We start from the raw sequence: 19,573 nt of genomic DNA, 5'->3' as shown, positions 1-19,573 counted from the left end.
GCGTCAACGTCGCCGCGCCTGCTCCGTTCAGACTCGGGGCCAAGCGCGGCAGCGTCGCCGCGCTTCGCCCCGTTCAGTTTCGGGGTTGACGCGTCACTGCCGCCGCGCTGGCCCCGGCTGTCGGACGGGTGCGACAACGGCGTCGCACCCGTCCTTTTTAGCGCGCGGCCCCGTCGTTGTACGCGACCTCGCCGCCCACGACTGTTGCGCCGATGGTGATCTCACCGATCTTCGCTGGGGCGACCGTCAGCAGATCATCGCTCAACACCGTGAAGTCAGCCAGCTTCCCCCGGCTCAACGTGCCCTTGACCTTCTCCTCGTGCACCGCATACGCCGAACCCACCGTGTACGCCCGCAACGCTTCCTCGGCGGTCACCGCTTCCTCCAGCCCGATCGGCTGCCCAGCCGCAGTCCGGCGGTTGACCATGTCGTGGATGCTCAGCAACGGCGACGCCGCGACCACCGGAGCGTCCGTGCTGCCCGGCAGAACCACACCGGCGTCGAGGAAACTCCGCATCCGATACGCCAGCCGACTGCGTTCCGGGCCGAGCGCGGCGAGCAGTCCGTCGCCGATCTCGGACAGGAATCGGCCCTGTGGCACGGGGATCACCCCCAGCTCCGCGATCCGCGCGACAGCGGCATCGTCGGCGACCGCGCAGTGTTCGATGCGGTGCCGGACGTCCTCGCGCGGATACTTCTGCTGAGCTTCCTCATACGCATCCAGGACCGCTCCGAGAGCCGCGTCGCCGATCGCGTGCGTGGCGATCTGCCAGTGGCACCGGTGCGCTTCGAGGATGTAGCGGCGCAGTTCGTCCGGCTCGAACAGCATCAGCCCCTGGTTGCCGGGGGCGTCCTCGTAGTCGCAGCACATCGCGGCGGACCGGCCGATCAGCGAGCCGTCGGAGAGGATTTTGACCGGGCCGATGCGCAGCCGGTCGTCGCCGGCTCCGGTGCGCACGCCGAGGTCGAGCCCGAACCACTCGCCGCCGGGTTCGAACAGGCCGCAGTCGCGCAGGGCGGTGATGTAGGGCATCACCGTCATCCGCACGCCCAGCAGCCCGCGTTCGCGGGTGCGCAGGAAGGAATCGAAATCGGCGCGGCCGTGGCCGATGCCGTCGACGGTGCCGATACCAGGCTCGGTGACGCTGGTCAGGCCGTCTTTGAGCGCGGCGTGCGCACCCGCGGCGATGTTGGCGATGACCTCTTCGGTCGCCTCGGGACGCAGCAGGCGGTCGACCAGGACAGTCGCGCGTTCCTGCAGCAAGCCGGTGGCGCGGCCGTCTTCGTCGCGCACCACGGTGCCGCCGGGAACGTCCGGCACACCCAGCCGATCCGGATATCCGGCCAGGGCAAAGGCTTCGGTGCTCGCCACGGCCATGTGCCGCGACGTGTGCGTGAGCCAGACCGGCCGTCCTCCGGCGGCGCGGTGCAGGACTTCGGCGGTGGGGTGCGCGCCGATCTTGTTCTGGTCGTAGCCCGCGCCGGTCACCCACGCGTCGGCGGGCAGCGTCGCGGCTCGCTCCGCCACGGCCTGGTAGAGCGCGTCGAGCGTCGGCGCGGCTTCGGCGGAGACGTCCAGCCCGCGGATCAGCTTGCCGCGCATGCTCAAGTGCTGGTGCGCGTCGTTGAGGCCGGGGACGACCGGCGCGCCGCCGAGGTCGATCACCGTGTCCGCGGCGAGACTGCGGACCTCGTCGTCGAATCCGACGATCCGGCCGCCGATCACGCCGAGCGCGGTCGCTTGTGGACGGTCCCGGTCCAGCGTGGTGAAACGTCCATTGTGGAATAACGCATCGAGACGCACTGAGCTCATCCTTGTCGGGTCAGGGTTTTTGCGGATTCGGCGACGGCCGCGGTCCGGCGGGCGAGCGCCAGGACGCAGGTGAGGGTCAGCGTGAGCAGCACGACGTGGTAGATGACGACCGGCCAGATCGCACCGTGCGTCGCGTTGAGCAGCGCCTGCGCGATGAACGGCGTGGTGCCGCCGAAGATGGTGCTGCACAGCTGATAGGACAGGGAGATTCCGGTGTACCGCAGGTGAATCGGGAAGCCGCGGGTGAGGAATCCGGCGAGCACCGCGTAGTAGCCGGAGCCGCACACGGTCGCGACTGCGATGCCGACAAACGCCAGTCCCGGATTGCCGGACGCGATCAGCAGGTACATCGGCACGGTCACCACGATGTTGCAGCCCAGCGAAACCGCCATGAACCGCGTTTCGCCGACGCGTTCGGCCAGCCGCGCCGCGACCGGCTGCCAGCAGAACTGCACCACCGACGCGCCGAGCAGCACGTACAGCATGGTCTGGCGGCCGATGCCGAGTTCGTTCGTGGACCAGGCGAGGACGAACGTGTTGCTGAAGTACGCGGCGGCGATGCCCATGATGCTCGCGCCGATGCCGAGCAGCACGGTCCGCCAAGCAGTCCGCAGGACCTCGACCAGCGGCACCTTCGCGACGGCGGCTTTCGCCTTGGCCCGCACGAACTCCGCCGGTTCCTCGACCTTCAGCCGGATCAGCAGGCCCAGCGCGACCAGCACCCCGGACAGCAGGAACGGCACCCGCCAGCCCCAGGTCAGGAACTGCTCGTCCGGCAACGCGCTCACGGCGAGAAAGACCACTGTGGACAGAATCGACCCGGCGGGCGAGCCCTGCTGGGCGAACATCGCGAAGTACGACCCGCGTCCGGCGGGCGCGTTCTCCGCGGCGAGCACGACCGCGCCGCCCCACTCCCCGCCGACCGCGACGCCCTGCACCGCGCGCAGTGCGACGAGCAGCAACGGCGCGGCGATGCCGATCTTGGCGTACGTCGGCAGCAGCCCGACCGCGAAGGTCGCGAACCCCATCAGCAGCAGCGTGACGACCAGCGTGTTCTTGCGCCCGACCCGGTCGCCGAGGTGCCCGAACACGATCCCGCCCAGCGGCCGGGCGAGAAAGCCGACCCAGAACGTGCCGAACGCGGCGAGCACGCCGGTCGCCGGGTTCAATTCGGGGAAGAACAGCTTCCCGAAGACCAGCGCGGACGCGGTCCCGTATAGGTAGAAGTCGTACCACTCGATCGCCGTCCCGGCGAAGGAGGCGAGCGCGGCCCGGCGGCCGGTGGCGGTTTCGTGGTTCACGGGCAACTCCCTGGCGGCGGTGTTCCCCAGAGTCTTCGTCCCGCGACCTATGCTGTCCAATACCTGTCCGGACCCATTCCGATACCTCGGAGGCATAGGCGTGGAACTGCGTGTGGTGCGTTATTTCCTGGCCGTCGTGCGGGAAGGCTCGGTCACCGCCGCGGCGCGCGCCGTCCGGGTCGCGCAACCGTCGCTGTCGCGGCAGCTTCGCGCGCTGGAAACCGAACTCGGGGTGGCGTTGTTCTCGCGATCGCCGGGTTCGCTCACCCTCAGCGCGGCAGGCACCCGGTTCGTGCCGATCGCCCAGGACCTGGTGCGCCGCGCGGAGGAGGCGGGCGCGGTGATGGCCGCGATCGGCCGCACCGAGGACACCCCGCTGACGCTCGTCGCGCCGCCGAGCACAGTGGACAGCCTGCTGGCGCCGTTCATGGCCACCGGCAAGGCCGGACCGGTGCTGCGAGACGCGTTCCCGGTCCCGCCGGACCAGGTTTTCGACCGGCTCCTGCACAGCAGCGCCGACCTCGGCATCTCGACGTCCCCGCCGCCCGCGCAGCTGGAAACCGCGGCGCTGGGCCGGGTCCTGGTCAGCGCACAGGTCCGGCCCGGCCACCGCTGGTACGACGCGGAGTCGATCCCGCTGGCCGAGCTGGCCACCGAACCGTTGCTGGTGATGAACCGCAGCAACGCCGCGCGCCTGGTCGTGGACGAGGCGTTCCACCGAGTCGGACTCGTCCCGGCCGAACTGAACGAAACCGGCTCCCCCAGCGTCGCCCAGGCCCGCGCCGCCGGCCGCGGCGAGGTGTGCCTGGTAACCGACCTGGTCCGGTTCGGCCTGCGCTCCATCCCGATCGAAACCCCCGACGGGATGCTGACGGTGCCGCTGTACGCCGGATGGCGGCGGGATCACTACGCCCGGCCGTCGATTCTGGCGCTGGTCGAGGGGTTGCGGGAGTTTCGTGGCGCGTTGAGCGAATGATCAGCACTCGGTGAGAAATTTTCGTTGCGGCGCAACGGGTTTGACTACTTCGTCGCGGCGCCGACCTCCCTTACCCGCCGGACCACCGCAGCAGGCCACCACCTCTGCTGCACGATCTCGCGGTAACACTTCACCCGACTCGGTGACCCGGCGGGCCGATCCGTGCTAAACAGTGCGGCGATGGGAAAACTGACCCGCCGGGCCCGGGCCACGGCCGACTATCTCGTCTTCGTCGGAGCCGGGGAATGGCCGGTCGCCGTGTCCGCACTCGGGGTCGTGCTCGGCGCCGTCACGATCCTGCCGAGCGCGTTCGGCGTCGTCGTGTCGATCGTCGCGCTCCTGCTCGGCCTGCTGACCCTCGTGCGGGACATCCGCCTGCTGCGGAAACGGTGGGCCGGTTACGAGTTCACCGCGATCGTCGCGCCGTTTCCGATCGCCGACACCCCGCCGCCGCAGGCCTATCCCGACGCGCAGTACCTGGCGGTTCCCTCCCGCGGCACCGCATTGGTCAGCGACGCCATCGACGCGGCGCTCGCCGAAACCACCTTCAGCATCACCGTCGCCGAGGATCCCTACCGGCTGCCCGCGAAGCTGAAGGCGACCGCGCCGCACGTGCTGCCGTTGCGGGCTCGCGGCCGGTTGCTGTTCAACGGCCCGATCGTCGGCATGCGCGGCGAACCGCTGCCGGTAGCCGGGGCGCGGCCGGCGCCGATCGTCCTGCATCGCGCCCGGTTCTTCGACGCGGTCTGCAGCAACGAACTGGCGTCGCTGCGCATCACGAACTCCGCCGACGGCCACGAGTACGACCTGCGCAACGAGGAACTGACCGACTCGTCCGGCGCGCTGCGGACCCTCGGCGCGAGCACGCTCGCCGACCTCGTCGGCGTGTCCACGATCGCGTTCACCTCGGACGGCCTGCTCGTCGTGGTCCGCCAGTCGGCCCGCAACTCGGCCAGCGGGCTCCTGCTCGCCCCGTCCGGAAGCGGCAGCCTGGAACCGCGGGATCTCCTTACCCCGCAAGGAGGAACCCGCCGGACCCTGCACACCGCGGTGTGTGCGGGGATGGAACGCGAACTGTGCGAAGAGGCGGCCGTCCGGCCCAACGAGATCTCCGAGACGCGGCTGACCGGTTTCGCACGCTGGCTCGAACGCGGCGCGAAACCGGAGTTCTTCGGCGTGACCCGGCTGTCCGTCGACAGCACCGAACTGACCAGCCGCCGCGCGAAGGGCGCGGAACGGCTTTACAGCGCCGGAGTCACCGTCCTGGAAATCGATCTGGCCGCGCTGGGCGAGGAACTGGCCGACGGCGTACCGGTGGCCGAAGCGAACGCCTTGCCGCCGAGGCTGCGCGACGACAGTTCCCTGCCGCTGCTGCTGTGCCTGCGCAGCGCCGCGCTGCGGGTCAGTACGCGTTCTTGATGACGAAGTAGGACCCGCGGATCGTCCCGGCGAGCTTCGACTTCTGGCGCGCGAACTTGAACTTGTCGGCGAGTTCCTCCGGGACGTCCATCCCGTCGGACAGCTTGAACCCGACGGCCCGCTTGCCGCCCTCTTCGAGGGTGTACATGACGTTGATCGACAGGCCGCTCTCGTAGAACACGTAGGACATCCGGATGCCGTCGACCTCGAATTCGGTCGCCTCGAGCGGCCGCGAGGCGATGACGAGATCGCGTTCTTCCTTGAGGATCCGGTGCACCCAGTCGATGATCTCCGGGACCTCGGCCGCGGGCTCGACGGTGAAGACGTGGTCGTACTTGTTCTTGAAGTAGCGCGCCTCGTTCGCCCGCAGCCCGGCGAGCGCGTCCGCGACCGGGGAGGACTCCAGGCCGACAGTCGACACGGCGGTGAAATCGACGGCGTAGGACATGATCCGCACTCCCGGGCTGGGTTTGATCGCGACGCTCGGCAGAATACCCGGGGAAAACCCTTCGGCAACCGGAGCGGCCGCCGGACCCCGGTTTCCCTCGAAGACGCCCAGTGGGGGAATTTCGTGCAGGGCTTACGGTGGCGGAGTGCGCAACCACCTGATCGACCTGGCCGTGGCGCTCGCCGTGCTCGGCCTGACGCTGGCCGGCGACCTGCCGGACGCGGACCACCCGTGGTTCTGGCCGGTCGCGGTCGCGGTGATGTTCCTGGCAGTCCTGCTGCGCCGCCGGTTCCCCTTGCCCGCGATGCTGGTCTCGGTCGGCGTCGCGCTGGCCACGCCGCCGTTGTGGGGCACCTCCGTCACTCTTTACACCGTCGCTTCGCTGCGCGGGCTCCGCTGGCCGACCGCGGTCGCCGTGCTCGCGGAAACCGGGCTGCTGGTGTCGTTCGTCCGGCCGGCGAACCTGCCGGACTGGAAGACGTTCGGGCTCGCCCTCGTCATGGAGGTCGTCGTCCCGGCGCTGGCCGGGCTGTGGATGCACCAGCGCGCGGCCTTGCTCGCGGCCCTGCGCGACCGCGCGGAGCAGGCCGAACGCGAGCGCGATCTGCTCGGCGAGCGGGCCGTGACGGCCGAGCGGCGGCGGATCGCGCGCGAGATGCACGACGTCGTCGCGCACCGGGTCAGCATCGTCGCGCTGCAGGCGGGCGCGCTTTCCGTGCGGGCCAAGGACGACGAGACCGCGCAGCTCGCCGAGGTGATCCGCGAATCGAGTTCCGCCGCGCTCAACGAATTGCGCGACATCCTGAAGGTGCTCCGCGACGACGGTCCGGAACCGCGTTCGCTGCCGGATCCGACACTGGGCGGGGTCCGCCAGCTCGCCGACGACCTCGCCGCCGCCGGTGCGCAGGTGCGTGCCAGCCTGCCGGAGCCGATGCCGGACGTGCCCGACCCGATCGGACGCGCGGCGTACCGGATCGTGCAGGAAGCGCTCACGAACGCGGCGAAACACGCGCCGGGAACGACTATCGACGTGCGACTGTCCACTTCCGACGACGACCTGGTGGTCGAAGTCGCCAACCCGCTCGCCGATTCGTCCGGGCTGCCGGGCGCGGGCTACGGAGTGATCGGCATGCGCGAACGCGTCACGCTGACCGGCGGAACACTCCGCGCCGGCCCGGACGGCACAGGCAGCTACCGGGTGCGGGCCGCGTTCCCGCTGCGAGCGGAGGAATCGTGCTGAAAATCCTGCTGATCGACGACGAGGTGCTCGTGCGCAGCGGCATCCGGATGATCCTGGAGTCCGACCCGGGGATCGAGGTGGTCGCGGAAGCGGGCGACGGCCGCGAAGCGCTCGCACTCGTCCGCGAACACCGACCCGACCTCGTGCTCACCGACGTGCAGATGCCCGAGGTCGACGGCCTGGAGGTGACCCGCCTGGTGACCGCCGAACCGGACGCGCCCGCGGTGGTCGTGCTGACGACGTTCGACCTGGACGAGTACGTGCACGAGGCGCTTCGCCACGGTGCCACCGGTTTCCTGCTGAAAGACACGCCGCCGCGCGAACTGATCAAGGCGATGCACGTGGTGGGCAGCGGCGAGGCGATGCTGTCACCGTCGATCACCCGGCGACTGCTGACGCACTTCGCCACCGCCGCCACGCCGACACCCGCCCGCGCCCGGCTCGAACCCCTGACACCCCGCGAACGCGAAGTCGCGGTGGCCGTCGGACAGGGTTCGAGCAACGCCGAGATCGCCCGTGCGCTGGGGCTCAGTGAGGCGACCGTGAAGGTCCACTTGGGACGGATTATGGCCAAGACCGAAGCCGCGAACCGCACCCAGGTCGCGATCCTGGTGCACGACGCCGGACTCGCCTGAGCCTTCCAGTCAGCGCTGCTGGCGACTGCTCACGGACTCCGCCGCCACGCCGAAGCCCGCCCCGCGAACGCGAGGTCGCGGTCGCCGTCGGGCAGGGTTCGAGCAACGCCGAAATCGCCCGCGCGCTCGGGCTCAGCGAGGCGACCGTGAAAGTCCACTTGGGACGGATCATGGCCAAGACCGAAGCCGCGAACCGCACGCAGGTCGCGATCCTGGTGCGCGACGCCGGACTCGCCTGAACCGTCCGGTCAGGGAGCTCCCGGCGGCACGAACGGCAACCCGCCCGGCGCGCCCGCCTCCGCCAGCGCCATCAGCATTCCGGTGTCCACTTCGGACTGGATCGCGTCGGCCAGCCGGTCCAGCATGTCCTCGCGCAGGTCCGCGAACCCCGGCGCGCCCTCGGCCGCCCGCCATTCGATGCCCGCCTGCGCCGCGGCTTCGGCAAGCCAAGCGCGCCGGAACCCGTCGTTCTCCAAGGCACCGTGCCACGTCGTGCCCCAGACCGAACCGACGCGGTAACCGTCCAAAAACGACTCCGCGTCCGCCGGGCCGGCGCTGCCGTGGTGGATTTCGTAAGCGTCCACGCGATGCCCGCGCCATTCGCCGACCGGACGGCCGAGCACCTTCTCCCCCGCGAACGTCACTCGCGTCGGCAAGAGCCCGAGCCCGTCCACCAGACCAGCGCCGGATTCGACGTCGTCCTCAATGGACTCCGCGAGCATCTGGTACCCGCCGCAGATCCCCAGCACTGGACGCCCCGCCGCGGCCCGTGCCGTCACCGCGTCCGCCAAACCCCTGCTGCGCAACCACTTCAGATCGTCCACAGTGGCCCTCGACCCCGGCAGCACGACCAAGTCCGCCGCGGCGACGGTGTCCGGATCGGCGGTCAGGCTCACCATCACGCCGGGCTCCGCCGCGAGCGCGTCCACGTCGGTCGCGTTGGACGCCCGCGGGAACCGCACCACCGCGACGCGCAATCCGCGTTGCGCGGCTTCGTGCCGCCATCCGGCCGCGGCGAGAGCGTCCTCCGAGTCGATCCACACCCGGTCCAGCCACGGCAGCACGCCGAGCACCGGCCGCCCGGTGACCTTCTCCAGGCTGTTCAGACCAGGCTGCAGCAGTCCGACGTCACCGCGGAATTTGTTCACCAGCCAGCCCGCGACCAGCGCCTGGTCCTCGGCCGACAGCAACGCGAGCGTGCCGTACATCGCCGCCAGCACCCCGCCGCGGTCGATGTCGCCGACCACCAGCACCGGCAGCGAAAACCGCCGGGCCAGGCCCATGTTGACGTAGTCGCCGGAACGCAGGTTGATCTCCGCCGGACTGCCCGCGCCCTCGCAGACGACGAGGTCAAACCGTTGCTGCAGCTCGGAAAACGCCCCGAAGGCGATCTCCGCGAGCCCGGCCCGGCCAGTGGCGTACTCCCCGGCTTCGAGGGTGCCGTACGGCTTGCCGAGCGCGATGACGTGACTGCGCCGGTCGCTGCCCGGCTTGAGCAGCACCGGGTTCATCGCCGCTTCCGGCTCCACCCGCGCGGCCCGCGCCTGCAGCCACTGCGCGCGGCCGATCTCCGCGCCGTCCGCGCAGACCATCGAGTTGTTCGACATGTTCTGCGCCTTGAACGGTGCGACCCGCACGCCGCGCCGCGCGAACCAGCGGCAGATTCCGGCGGTGACCAGGCTTTTCCCGGCGTCGGAGGTGGTCCCGGCGATCAGCAGCCCGCTCATCCCGCCACCGTAATGCGTGCGGCGGCCGGTCCGGTGAACCGCCCCGCACTCCGCGACCTGCTCACCGCGATCCCGGCCGCGACCGCCAGCGCCGCCGCCCCGACCAGCCGCGACAACCGCACCGCCCGGCGCAGATCGCTCGCCCCCGGCGGACGTCCGTCGCCCAGCGTGCTCCGGCGCTCGACCTCGCCGTGATACGTGTTCGTCCCGCCGAGCCGGATGTCCAGCGCCCCGGCGAAAGCCGCCTCGACCTGTCCCGCGTTCGGGCTCGGATGCGCGTTCCCGTCGCGTCGCCAAGCCCGCCAGGCCGACCGGGCGTGGCCGCCGGCGAGCGGCGCGGTCACCGCCGTCAGCACTGCGCCGACGCGTGCCGGCACCAGATTGGCCCAGTCATCGGTGCGCGCGGCGAACCAGCCGAAGTTGCGGTGCCGCGGCGAGCGGTAGCCGACCATCGCGTCGAGGGTGTTCACCGCGCGGTACCCGAGCAGCCCCGGCACGCCCGCGACCGCGCCCCACAGGAGCGGCGCGACGACCGCGTCGGAGGTGTTCTCGGCGATCGATTCGGTGGCCGCGCGGGTCAGTTCGGCCGGGCCGAGACCGGTGGCGTCGCGCGCGCAGAGGTGGCTGAGCCGCTGCCGGGCGGCGGGCAATTCACCCGATTCGAGTAATCGCGCCATTTCGCGCCCCTCCGCGGCGAGCCCGCGGCCGCCCAGGACGGCCCACGTCGCCGCGACGGTCAGGACAAATCGGACACCCGGCCGGTTCCGGGCGGCTCGTTCCGCGAGGATGCCGAGCCCGGCGGCCGATCCCGCGCAGACCGCCGCGTACGCCGCCCCGCGCGGCTTGGAATCGGCCCACCACCAGCGTTCCAGCTGGCCAGCGGCGGTGCCGAAGGCCGCGACCGGATGTCCCCGGCGCGGGTCGCCGAAGCAGGCGTCGGCGGCGTATCCGGCGATCAGCCCGGCCGCGGTGACGGCTTGTCGGAGTGGCACGTGGCGAACCGTAGCGCTAGGGAGAGAATGCCGGGTATGACCAAGCTGACGCACCGGCTCGCCGGGTCTCTCGAAACCCTGGCGCAGGCCCTCCGCCGGTACGGACGCGACGACGGCAAGGTGCTCGTTCTCGGCGGGGTCCGCTCGGGCAAGTCGAGGCACGCGGAGCGGCTCGTCGCGCACCACCCCCACCTCGTGTACGTCGCTCCCGGGCTGCCCCCGTCGGCCGAGGACCCGGAATGGGCCGCCCGGGTCGAGGCGCACCGGGCCCGCCGCCCGCGCCACTGGACGACGGTCGAGACCACCGACCTGGCGACCGTGCTGCGCAACGCGACGAGCCCGTTGCTGATCGACTGTCTCGGCACCTGGCTCTCGCGGGTCCTCGACGAGGTGGGCGCGTGGTCGGGCAAAACGGGCTGGGAGCGCAGACTGGACGACCGGCTCGAGGATTTCCTCGCCGCGTGGAGCCAGGCCCGGGTGCCGATCGTCGCGGTCAGCAACGAGGTCGGCAGCGGTGTGGTGCCCGCAACGGTGTCCGGACGGCTGTTCCGTGATGTGCTGGGCGCACTCAACAACCGGGTGTCCGCCGACAGCGACCGGGTGTCGCTCATCGTCGCCGGGCGGGCGCTCGACCTTCCGTGAGGAGCCAGCCGTGCCGAGTTTCGCCATCCCCGTCCCGGACGCCGCCGCCCGCGCCGCCGCCTTGGAGCGCCTGGACGGCCTGGTCAAACCGGTCGGCTCGCTCGGTCGGCTGGAAGAACTCGCGGCCTGGCTGAGCGCCGCGCACGGGGCGGTCCCGCCGCGCCCGCTGGACGACGTCCGCGTGGTCGTCTTCGCCGGCGACCACGGGGTGTCGGCGCAGTCGGCGTACCCCCGCGAGGTCACCGCGGCGATGGTGCGCGTCTTCCTCGCCGGGCGAAGCGGGGTAACGGTCCTCGCGGCACAGGTCGGTGCTTCCGTGCGGGTAGCAGACATCGCGGTCGACTGGGACGCCTCGGACGTTCCCGCCGAAGTCACCGCCCACAAGATCCGCCGCGGTTCGGGTGCCATCGACGTCGAGGACGCGTTGGCTCCCGGCGAGGCACTTGCCGCGTTTGAGGCGGGTCGTGCCATCGCTGCTTCGGAGTCCACTGCGGACGTTCTCATTCCCGGCGACATGGGCATCGGCAACACGACCGTCTGCGCCGCGGTCGTGGCTTCTGCGCTGGGCCTTCCCGCAGCTGAGGTGGTGGGCACCGGCACCGGGGTGTCCGGGGAGGCCTTGGAACGCAAGACCGCTGTCGTCGCCACTGCCCTGTCACGACGCCCCGTGACCGACCCCTTCGACCGCCTGACCGCCCTCGGCAGCGCCTGCCTCGCCGCGACGGCCGGTTTCCTGGTGGAAGCGGCCGTCCGGGGAATCCCGGTGGTGCTGGACGGAATCTTCTCGGCGACAGCGGCCTTGGTGGCCCGGGACATCGCGTCCGGGGCTGAGCAGTGGTGGCTGGCCGGGCATCGTTCGACGGAGCCCGCGCAAGCGTTTGCGTTGAAGGCGCTGGGGTTGACGCCGATCCTCGACCTGGGCTTGCGGCTCGGCGAGGGCAGCGGGGCGGTGCAAGCCGTGCCGACCCTGCGCGCGGCGCGCGCGGTGATCGCGGAGATGGGTTTGCTGGCGGACCTCGGGTGACCGGGGTGCGTCGCGAGTGGACGCTGCCCGGTGTTCAGTTCGCCGGGGTGCGTCCCGACGGGGTGCGGTGCCGGAGAGCGAGGCGGAGGTCCGTGAGGGGAACCCTGAGGGAATCTGATTCCCTCAGGGTTCCCCTCACGGCCATCTCGGTCGTGCAGCAGGTGAGCGGGTTCAGCGCGCCTGTCGACACTGCCCCCGCTACCGAGAAAACCGCATTGGGGCGCGCCTCGTGACCCGGCTCAGCGACGGGATCCGCCTCGCCGTCGGCACCCTCACCACCGTCCCGGTGCCTGCGCCGCGCGTGATCGATCGGCGGGTCGCGGGTGTGGCGATGGCGCTCGGCCCGCTTGCCGCGCTTCCCCTCGCCGCAGTGGCTGGGCTCATTGTCGCGGGCGGGACTGCGATCGGGCTCCCCGCGCTGGCCGTAGCCGCACTGGCGCTGGGGGCGGTAGCCCTGGGCAGCCGCGGACTGCACCTCGACGGGCTGGCCGACACCGCCGACGGACTCGGTGCCTCCTACGACCGCGCGAAAGCCCTCGACGTCATGCGCCGCGGCGACTCCGGGCCCACCGGTGTCGCAACGTTGCTCTTCATCCTGCTCGTCCAGACCGGCGCGCTGACCGGCGCGATCGCACACGGACACGGCATCGCCGCCGCCGTCCTTTCCGTCCTCTGTGGACGGTGCGTGCTCTCGCTGTGCTGCGCACGAGGGGTCCCCTCGGCCCGGCCGGAGGGCTTGGGCGCGACGGTCGCCGGATCGGTTCCGGTCCTGGCGGCCGTACTGGTGTTCGTACTCGCGGCGGGGTGCGCCGCGTTGACGCCGGGTTTGCCGTGGTGGCGAGGGGGTCTCGCGGTAGCGCTCGGGTACGCGGCCGCGGCGGTGCTGCTGGCCCGGTGCGTCCAGCGCATCGGCGGAGTGACCGGCGACGTCCTCGGCGGGTGCGTCGAAGTGGCGGTGGCGGCGGCGTTGCTGGCGACCGCCTAGGTCACATACCAGGCGTCGTCCAAACCGGACAGGTGACCCACACAAGGATTTCGCCGACGTCCGCCACGAAAACGCGCCGCTCACATCGCCGTCCGAGACGCCGCCGGGCGCGGTGAAATCGACGCTCAGGCTGCGACGCGAGCTCCACTCGTGTTACCAAGGAAGAGTCCGCGACGCATGACCGAGGGGACCTCGTGGCATCCAGCTCGCCCGCATCCGCGCACTTTACCCGGCGTCGGCTGTTCCAGTTGTCCGCCGGTTTTTCGGTTTTCGCCACGGCTGCCTGCAGTTCGACGCCCGATGCCCCGGCCCCGAACACCGCGGTGCCCAAGCCGGACGGAGCGCTCGGGGCGAATTTCAACGCCGATCCGGACACCATGGGCTGGGACGAGCTTCAGCGGTCCGGCGCGAAGTGGGTGCGCGGGTTCACCGCGATGCCCGACCTGGACAAGCACGGCGCCACCGAAAACCCGACGATCAAGACCTTGCTGCAAGCGGCCGATCGCCAGTACGGCACTGTTCTGTCGCTCAAGTTTCCGTATTTTCCCGACTCCCACAAGCCGATTCCACGGCCCGGGACCCCGGAGATGCAGGCCGATCTCGCGCGGGTCGACAAAGTGCTTCCCGCGGTCATGGACAAGGTCGACATCCTGGTGATCGGCAACGAGCCGTTCATCGAATGCCCGCGGGCGGACTGGAACAACGGCGCGCTCAACGAATTCTACGAGACCGTCGCCGCCCACGTGATCAAGCAGCGCAAGGGAAAGACCGCCCTCTATATGGGCGCGCTCAACAATCTCGAGGATCCCAAGTGGACTGGCGCGGGCACGGAACGCTGGCTGAAGTACGTCCGCGACACGCCGGAGATCGCAGGCACCGACCTTCATCCGCACGTCGGCGCGCCGGACGAGGTTCAGGCGTTTCTCGATTACACCCTGCCCAAGCTGGGCGGCAAGAAGTTCCTCGTCACTGAGTTCTCCCTGGTCCAACTGTGGAAGAAGCATCTCGCCGACCGGATCTCGACCGAGTACGCGGGCAAGTACCACGTGCCGCAGGACACCAAGGTCTGGCAGGTTATCCGCAACGCGCTGCACCAGCCGTTCCCCAAGGCGCGGTGGGACGATTTCCTCCGCACCAGCCCGTGGTTCGAGAACAACAAGAACTTCCTCACCGACCAGATGACGAAGTTCCGCGCGACCGGAAAGCTCGCCGTCGCCGCGTACGGCATCGATCAGGGCATCGCCGCGCTCAAGGGCGGGGACTTCGGACCGGATACTCCGCCGTGGCTGCTCAACAGCGTGTTCGCACGGGCGACCGTGCAGAAGAATCCCGACGGCACGGTTGCGCCGAATTACGCTTGGCTTGACGAATTCACCGCGCTCCAGAAGCATTAGCCAGCGCAGCAAGGAAAGCGTCCGTCGTCGCGCGGTCTCGGACCGCGAGGCGAAGGTGGTCGGGGCCAAGGCCGGGGAAAGTGTCGCCGCGACGGACGGCGTAGCCTGCTTCGCGCAGTCTCAATCGGACATCCGCGCCGCCGGGGACTCGGATCAGCACGAACGGGCCGCGCGGGGTGCCGAGTACGGGAATTCCCTGGGCGGCCAAGCCGGATTCCAGGTAGTCGCGGTCGGCTTCCGCGGCGGCGGCCAGTTTTTCAGCTTCTTCCAGGGCGGCGGGACGGCAGCAGGCAACCGTCGCTACAGCGGCCAAAGTGGACACTGACCAGGGTGGCTGTACCGCGCGCAATCGGGCGATCAATGACGGTTCGGCGAGGACGTATCCGGCTCGCAGGCCCGCCAAGCCCCAGGTCTTGGTGAGGCTTCGCACCACCACTACGCCGGGGATTCGTTCTCCGGCAAGGCTTTCGACCTCCCCGGGGACGGCGTCAAGGAAAGCTTCGTCCACCACGAGGACTCGTCCGGGGCGTGCCAAGGCCCGCAGCGAATCGGCGGGGTGCAGGACCGAGGTCGGGTTGGTCGGGTTGCCGACGAAGACCAGGTCGGCTGAATCAGGGACCGCGGCGGGATCTAGGCGGTAATCGTCCACTTCGGACAGGGTGACCCGGTCGACGGTGTGTCCGGCGGCGCGCAGAGCGGCTTCCGGTTCGGTGAATTGCGGGTGGACCACCACTGCGTGCTCAGCGGGAAGCGCGGCCAGCAGCGTGAACGCTTCCGCGGCACCGGCAGTCACCAGGACGTCGGCGAAATCCCGGCCATGGCGGGCAGCGACGGCTTCCGCGGCGCGGGTCGGGTCCGGGTAGGCTGCCAGGTCGTCCAGGGCGGCGGCGAGTTCCGCGCGCAGCCACGAAGGCGGAGCCGGGAGCCGGACGTTCACGGCCAGGTCGACAAGTCCCTCGCCGACTTCGCGATCGCCGTGGTGGTGGAGGTCGTACTCAGCCATGGACTGCTGCCAGGGAATGGGCGCGCGCCTGCGAGGCGAAACGGTCCGCCAGTTCGGGATGCCCGGCCCAGTGAACGTGCAGGTAAGACGCGTGCAGCGAAGCCGAGGCGAACCCGTCCAGGCTGCGATCCCAGCCCCACGCGGCGGTTTCCCCGTGTGCGGGAGTGATTTCGGTGCGGTGGAATTCATGTCCGGTGACCCGTTGCCCGGCCGCTGCGAGCACGTTGTCCACGACCGAGACCGCCCGACGGTAACCGAGTTTCCCCCGCGACGTCATGGTCGCGTCCGCGGCGACCGCGCCGACCATCGGCAATCCGTCCAAGGAACGACACAGGTACAGCAAGCCCGCGCATTCCGCACTCACCGGCATTCCGGCGTCGATAGCCTCACCGACTGCCGTCCGGAGTTCCACATTGGACGACAGCTCGGCGGCATGCACTTCCGGGAATCCGCCGCCGAAGTACAACCCGGCGCACCCGGCGGGCAGGGCCTTGTCTCGCAAGGGGTCGATGTCCACGACGTCGATTCCGCGAGCGGCCAGCAATTCGATGTTCTCGGCGTAGCGGAAGGTGAACGCCGGACCGCCCGCAGCGGCGAGGGTCGCACGCGGACCGTCCCACTCGGGACCGGCATTCCACAAAGGACCAGTCAGTGCGGGGGCGCTTCGGGCCACCCGCACGATGCCTTCGAGATCGACCCCAGCGGCAACCCATTCCGCCAGTTCCGGCAGCAGCCGCTGCGACTCCGCGGCTCGTTCGGCGGCCGGAACCAACCCGAGATGCCGACTCGGCGCGTGTACGTTTTCGTTACGCCGCAAGGCACCCAGCAACGGGACGCCGGTCGCTTCCAGCGCGGTGACAATCTCGTCTTCGTGCCGTTGCGAGCCCAGTTTGTTCAGGATCACCCCGGCCAGCCGGACGCGGGTGTCGTACTGCGCGAACCCCAGCACGGTCGCCGCGACGCTGCGCGAAGCCGCCGAAGCGTCGACCACCAGCACGACCGGCGCGTCGAGCAGCCGCGCGACATGGGCGGTCGACGCGTAGCCTTCGGTGCCCAAAGCGCCGTCGAAAAGGCCCATCACGCCTTCGATGACCGCGATGTCCGCGCCCGCGGAACCGTGGCGCAGCAACGGAACCAGCGTGTCCTCGCCTTGCAGGAACGGGTCCAGGTTCCGTGCGGGGCGACCGGTGGCGAGCGAATGGTAGCTGGGGTCGATGAAATCCGGACCGACCTTGTGCCCGGACACGACGTGCCCGGCGGTGCGCAACGCGGCCATCAGACCGGCCGCGATGGTGGTTTTGCCGTGCCCGGAACCGGGTGCGGCAATGACGACCCGTGCTACCACTCGATCCCCCGCTGGCCCTTCTGCCCGGCGTCCATCGGGTGCTTCACCTTCGTCATTTCCGCGACCAGGTCCGCGGCCTCGATCAATTCCGGCGGCGCGTAACGGCCGGTGATCACGACGTGCTGGTGCCCGGGCCGCGCGGCCAAAGTGGACACGACGTCGTCGACCTCGAGCCAGCCCCATTTGAGCAGGTAGCTGAATTCGTCCAGCACATAGAAATCGTGCGTTTCGGCGGCGAGCCGGCGCTTGATTTCCGCCCAGCCCTCCTGGGCGTTGGCGGCATGGTCCTCTTCGGACCCTTGCTTGCGCGACCAGCTCCAGCCCTCGCCCATTTTGTGCCACTCGACCGGACCGCCCTGTCCGGTGTCGTCGTGCAGCTTCCCGAGCGCCTTGAACGCGGCTTCCTCGCCGACGCGCCACTTCGCCGACTTCACGAACTGGAACACGCCGATCGACCAGCCCTGGTTCCACGCGCGCAAAGCCATGCCGAACGCCGCGGTGGATTTCCCTTTCATCTCGCCGGTGTGCACGGCGAGCAGCGGGCGGTTGCGGCGCTGCCGCGTGGTGAGCCCGTCCTTCGGCACGACAGCCGGTTTTCCCTGCGGCATCAGGCAGCCCTCCCCGTCCGTTCGCGCACGGCCGAGGCCAGCGATTCAGCGGCCACCTCGGACAGTGGCACGTGCTCGGCACCCAAGTGCCCGGCCAGTTCCGTGGCCAGGCCGAGACGCATCCGGCCGGTCTCGCAGTCCATCACGATCGTCGTCACGTCAGTCAGCAAACCCGCGGCGGCCTTGGCTCGCGCGACCGCGTCGGAACCGCTCGTGGCGCGGCCGTCGGTGACGAGCACCAGCAGCGGCCGACGGCGCGGATCCCGGATCGCCTCGACGCGCAGCACCCGCGCGGCTTCCAGCAATCCCTCAGCCAGCGGCGTGCGGCCGCCGGTCGGCAAGCCTTCCAGCCGGGCCGCTGCGGCTTCGACACTGATCGTCGGCGGGAGCGCCAGCTCGGCGTCCGCGCCACGGAACGTGACGAGACCGACCTTGTCTCGCCGTTGGTAGGCGTCCAACAGCAGCGACAGCACCGCGGTCTTCACTTCCCGCATCCGCGCCCGCGCGCCCATCGAGCCCGACGCGTCCACACAGAACAGCACCAGATTGCCTTCGCGGCCTTCGCGCAGCGCGAACCGCAGATCCGCGGACCGCACTTCGAGACCCGCCCCGGACCGGCCCCGCGCCTGCTGATGCGGTGCGGCAGCACGGATCGTCGCGACCAGGTGCGGCCGTCCCTCCCGCACGCTGGGCGGCTGCACGCCGATCGTCCGGCCGGTGTCGGTGATCGCGCGCGACCGACGACCCCGCTCGCCCTCGCCGGTGCCCTTCACCCGGAAGACCCGCGCCCGAAAGGTATCCCCGGCACTGACCGTCTTCTGCGGCGAAGACCCATTGCCCGACGGGGCCGGGGTTTCGCCGCTGTCCGCGGGCGGAGGACCGTCCGAACCGGACGGGCCTCCGTCCGGCGGCGGGCCGCCGTTATCCGGACCGGGGCCGCCCTCGCCGGGACCGTCGTCGTCCGGCCCCTCGGGCGGCGGCTGCGAATCCTCCAACGCCTGCTCCAGCTGCTCCTCGGAAATCCCCGGCGCGTCAAACGGATTCCGCCGCCGCCGGTGCGGCAGCGCGAGCCGCGCCGCGACCCGGATGTCCTCGGTGGTGACCTCGGCGCGCCCGGCCCACGCCGCGTGCGCGACCGCCGTCCGCGCCGTCACGATGTCCGCGCGCATGCCGTCGACCTCGAACGACGCGCACACCTCGGCGATCTGCCGCAGCGCCTCGTCCGGCAGCTTCACCGACGGCAGAAGCCGTTGCGCCGCCTCGATCTTCGCCGCCAGGTCCGCGTCCGCCGAGGCGTAGCCGTCGGCGAAACCGTCCGGGTCCGCTTCGTAGGCCAGCCGCCGCCGGACGACCTCGACGCGCTGCTCCGGATCCCGGCTCGACGCGACCTCGACGGTCAGGCCGAACCGGTCGAGCAGCTGCGGCCGCAGTTCGCCCTCCTCCGGGTTCATCGTCCCGATCAGCACGAACCGCGCCGCGTGCGAAACCGAAACGCCCTCGCGCTCGACCGTCGCCCGGCCCATCGCCGCCGCGTCGAGCAGCGTGTCCACCAGGTGGTCGTGCAGCAGGTTGACCTCGTCGACGTACAGCAGCCCGCGATGCGCGGCGGCCAGCAGACCGGGCTGGTAGTCGGTGACGCCCTCGGCCAGCGCCTTCTCCAGGTTCAGCGAGCCGACGACCCGGTCCTCCGCCGCGCCGACCGGCAGTTCCACCAGCCGCGCCGGCCGCCGGTGCGCGGGAGCGCCCGCCGCGTGCGGCCCGTCCGGGCACGCCGGGTCCGGGCTGACCGGGTCGCAGGAGAACCGGCAGTGCTCCACCACGTCGACGCCCGGCAGCAGCCCCGCGAGCGCGCGCACCATGGTCGACTTCGCGGTGCCCTTCTCGCCCCGCACCAGCACCCCGCCGACCGCGGGCGAGATCGAGGACAGGACGAGCGCCAGACGCAGGTCCGGCATCCCGACGACAGCGGTGAACGGATAGGGCTTCAAGAGCACTCCCTCGTGGGTCGGCGTCCGGCCGAT

Annotated in this window: 18 protein-coding genes; 9 read left to right on the top strand and 9 right to left on the bottom strand. The window is 70.6% G+C overall.

What is annotated here, in order from left to right; all coding sequences use genetic code 11:
- Nucleotides 1-157: 157 nt before the first annotated feature.
- On the bottom strand, nt 158-1,813 hold the full coding sequence (locus tag EIZ44_RS20310) for an amidohydrolase (protein WP_439098610.1): 1,656 nt from the start codon (nt 1,811-1,813) through the stop codon (nt 158-160).
- Entirely contained in the window at nt 1,810-3,114 is a 1,305-nt protein-coding gene (locus EIZ44_RS20305) for an MFS transporter (protein ID WP_134730447.1), read from the bottom strand. The genes EIZ44_RS20310 and EIZ44_RS20305 overlap by 4 nt, the downstream gene beginning before the upstream one ends.
- A gap of 100 nt (nt 3,115-3,214) precedes the next feature.
- Here EIZ44_RS20305 and EIZ44_RS20300 point away from each other — a divergent pair, with 100 nt between their 5' ends.
- Nucleotides 3,215-4,090, top strand: coding sequence for a LysR family transcriptional regulator (locus EIZ44_RS20300; protein WP_205673238.1), 876 nt, complete (start codon nt 3,215-3,217; stop codon nt 4,088-4,090).
- A gap of 180 nt (nt 4,091-4,270) precedes the next feature.
- On the top strand, nt 4,271-5,509 hold the full coding sequence (locus EIZ44_RS20295; protein ID WP_134730445.1) for a hypothetical protein: 1,239 nt from the start codon (nt 4,271-4,273) through the stop codon (nt 5,507-5,509).
- Here EIZ44_RS20295 and EIZ44_RS20290 read toward each other — a convergent pair.
- Nucleotides 5,493-5,957 carry a DUF8821 family protein gene (locus tag EIZ44_RS20290; RefSeq protein ID WP_134662565.1) on the bottom strand — a complete coding sequence of 155 codons (465 nt, stop codon included), beginning with the start codon at nt 5,955-5,957 and terminating at the stop codon, nt 5,493-5,495. The genes EIZ44_RS20295 and EIZ44_RS20290 overlap by 17 nt on opposite strands.
- A gap of 145 nt (nt 5,958-6,102) precedes the next feature.
- On the opposite strand from EIZ44_RS20290, the gene EIZ44_RS20285 reads away from it, so the two are divergent.
- Genes EIZ44_RS20285 through EIZ44_RS45940 form a run of 3 tightly spaced genes read left to right on the top strand, consistent with a single transcriptional unit; the run spans nt 6,103 to nt 8,071 of the window.
- Nucleotides 6,103-7,197, top strand: coding sequence for a sensor histidine kinase (locus tag EIZ44_RS20285; protein ID WP_240691358.1), 1,095 nt, complete (start codon nt 6,103-6,105; stop codon nt 7,195-7,197).
- A complete protein-coding gene (locus EIZ44_RS20280) occupies nt 7,191-7,832 on the top strand; it encodes a response regulator (RefSeq protein WP_037817585.1) in 642 nt (213 codons plus the stop codon). Before EIZ44_RS20285 ends, EIZ44_RS20280 begins: the two co-directional genes overlap by 7 nt.
- On the top strand, nt 7,829-8,071 hold the full coding sequence (locus EIZ44_RS45940; protein ID WP_134730441.1) for a response regulator transcription factor: 243 nt from the start codon (nt 7,829-7,831) through the stop codon (nt 8,069-8,071). The genes EIZ44_RS20280 and EIZ44_RS45940 overlap by 4 nt, the downstream gene beginning before the upstream one ends.
- A gap of 9 nt (nt 8,072-8,080) precedes the next feature.
- Here the strand turns inward: EIZ44_RS45940 and EIZ44_RS20270 are convergent, their stop codons facing one another.
- The gene (locus tag EIZ44_RS20270) at nt 8,081-9,559 is read right to left on the bottom strand and encodes a cobyric acid synthase (RefSeq protein ID WP_134730439.1); all 1,479 of its coding nucleotides are present in this window, start codon (nt 9,557-9,559) and stop codon (nt 8,081-8,083) included.
- On the bottom strand, nt 9,556-10,551 hold the full coding sequence (locus EIZ44_RS20265) for a cobalamin biosynthesis protein (RefSeq protein ID WP_134730437.1): 996 nt from the start codon (nt 10,549-10,551) through the stop codon (nt 9,556-9,558). Before EIZ44_RS20265 ends, EIZ44_RS20270 begins: the two co-directional genes overlap by 4 nt.
- Before the next feature lie 36 nt (nt 10,552-10,587).
- On the opposite strand from EIZ44_RS20265, the gene EIZ44_RS20260 reads away from it, so the two are divergent.
- The 4 genes from EIZ44_RS20260 (at nt 10,588) to EIZ44_RS20245 (ending at nt 14,596) form a co-directional block, all read left to right on the top strand.
- Nucleotides 10,588-11,193 carry a bifunctional adenosylcobinamide kinase/adenosylcobinamide-phosphate guanylyltransferase gene (locus EIZ44_RS20260; protein WP_037817588.1) on the top strand — a complete coding sequence of 202 codons (606 nt, stop codon included), beginning with the start codon at nt 10,588-10,590 and terminating at the stop codon, nt 11,191-11,193.
- 10 nt (nt 11,194-11,203) lie between these two features.
- The gene (cobT, locus tag EIZ44_RS20255; RefSeq protein WP_167754214.1) at nt 11,204-12,217 is read left to right on the top strand and encodes a nicotinate-nucleotide--dimethylbenzimidazole phosphoribosyltransferase; all 1,014 of its coding nucleotides are present in this window, start codon (nt 11,204-11,206) and stop codon (nt 12,215-12,217) included.
- Between the two features lie 229 nt (nt 12,218-12,446).
- Nucleotides 12,447-13,202 carry an adenosylcobinamide-GDP ribazoletransferase gene (locus EIZ44_RS20250; protein ID WP_167754213.1) on the top strand — a complete coding sequence of 252 codons (756 nt, stop codon included), beginning with the start codon at nt 12,447-12,449 and terminating at the stop codon, nt 13,200-13,202.
- Between the two features lie 194 nt (nt 13,203-13,396).
- Nucleotides 13,397-14,596, top strand: a complete 1,200-nt coding sequence (locus EIZ44_RS20245; RefSeq protein WP_205673237.1) for a hypothetical protein — start codon at nt 13,397-13,399, stop codon at nt 14,594-14,596.
- Here EIZ44_RS20245 and cobC read toward each other — a convergent pair.
- From cobC to EIZ44_RS20225, 4 genes are read right to left on the bottom strand one after another with little or no spacing between them, the layout of a single operon-like run.
- On the bottom strand, nt 14,574-15,599 hold the full coding sequence (gene cobC / locus EIZ44_RS20240) for an Rv2231c family histidinol phosphate aminotransferase CobC (protein ID WP_240691357.1): 1,026 nt from the start codon (nt 15,597-15,599) through the stop codon (nt 14,574-14,576). The genes EIZ44_RS20245 and cobC overlap by 23 nt on opposite strands.
- Entirely contained in the window at nt 15,592-16,944 is a 1,353-nt protein-coding gene (locus tag EIZ44_RS20235; protein ID WP_134730435.1) for a cobyrinic acid a,c-diamide synthase CobB, read from the bottom strand. Before EIZ44_RS20235 ends, cobC begins: the two co-directional genes overlap by 8 nt.
- Nucleotides 16,938-17,552 carry a cob(I)yrinic acid a,c-diamide adenosyltransferase gene (gene cobO, locus EIZ44_RS20230; protein ID WP_134730433.1) on the bottom strand — a complete coding sequence of 205 codons (615 nt, stop codon included), beginning with the start codon at nt 17,550-17,552 and terminating at the stop codon, nt 16,938-16,940. Before cobO ends, EIZ44_RS20235 begins: the two co-directional genes overlap by 7 nt.
- A complete protein-coding gene (locus EIZ44_RS20225) occupies nt 17,552-19,540 on the bottom strand; it encodes a putative cobaltochelatase (RefSeq protein WP_134730431.1) in 1,989 nt (662 codons plus the stop codon). The genes cobO and EIZ44_RS20225 overlap by 1 nt, the downstream gene beginning before the upstream one ends.
- Nucleotides 19,541-19,573: the final 33 nt, after the last annotated feature.

The organism is Amycolatopsis nivea, assembly GCF_004522235.1.
Lineage (GTDB): Bacteria > Actinomycetota > Actinomycetes > Mycobacteriales > Pseudonocardiaceae > Amycolatopsis > Amycolatopsis nivea.
Note: the sequence above shows the minus strand (reverse complement) of the source record. Positions and strands in the feature narration are given on the sequence as shown.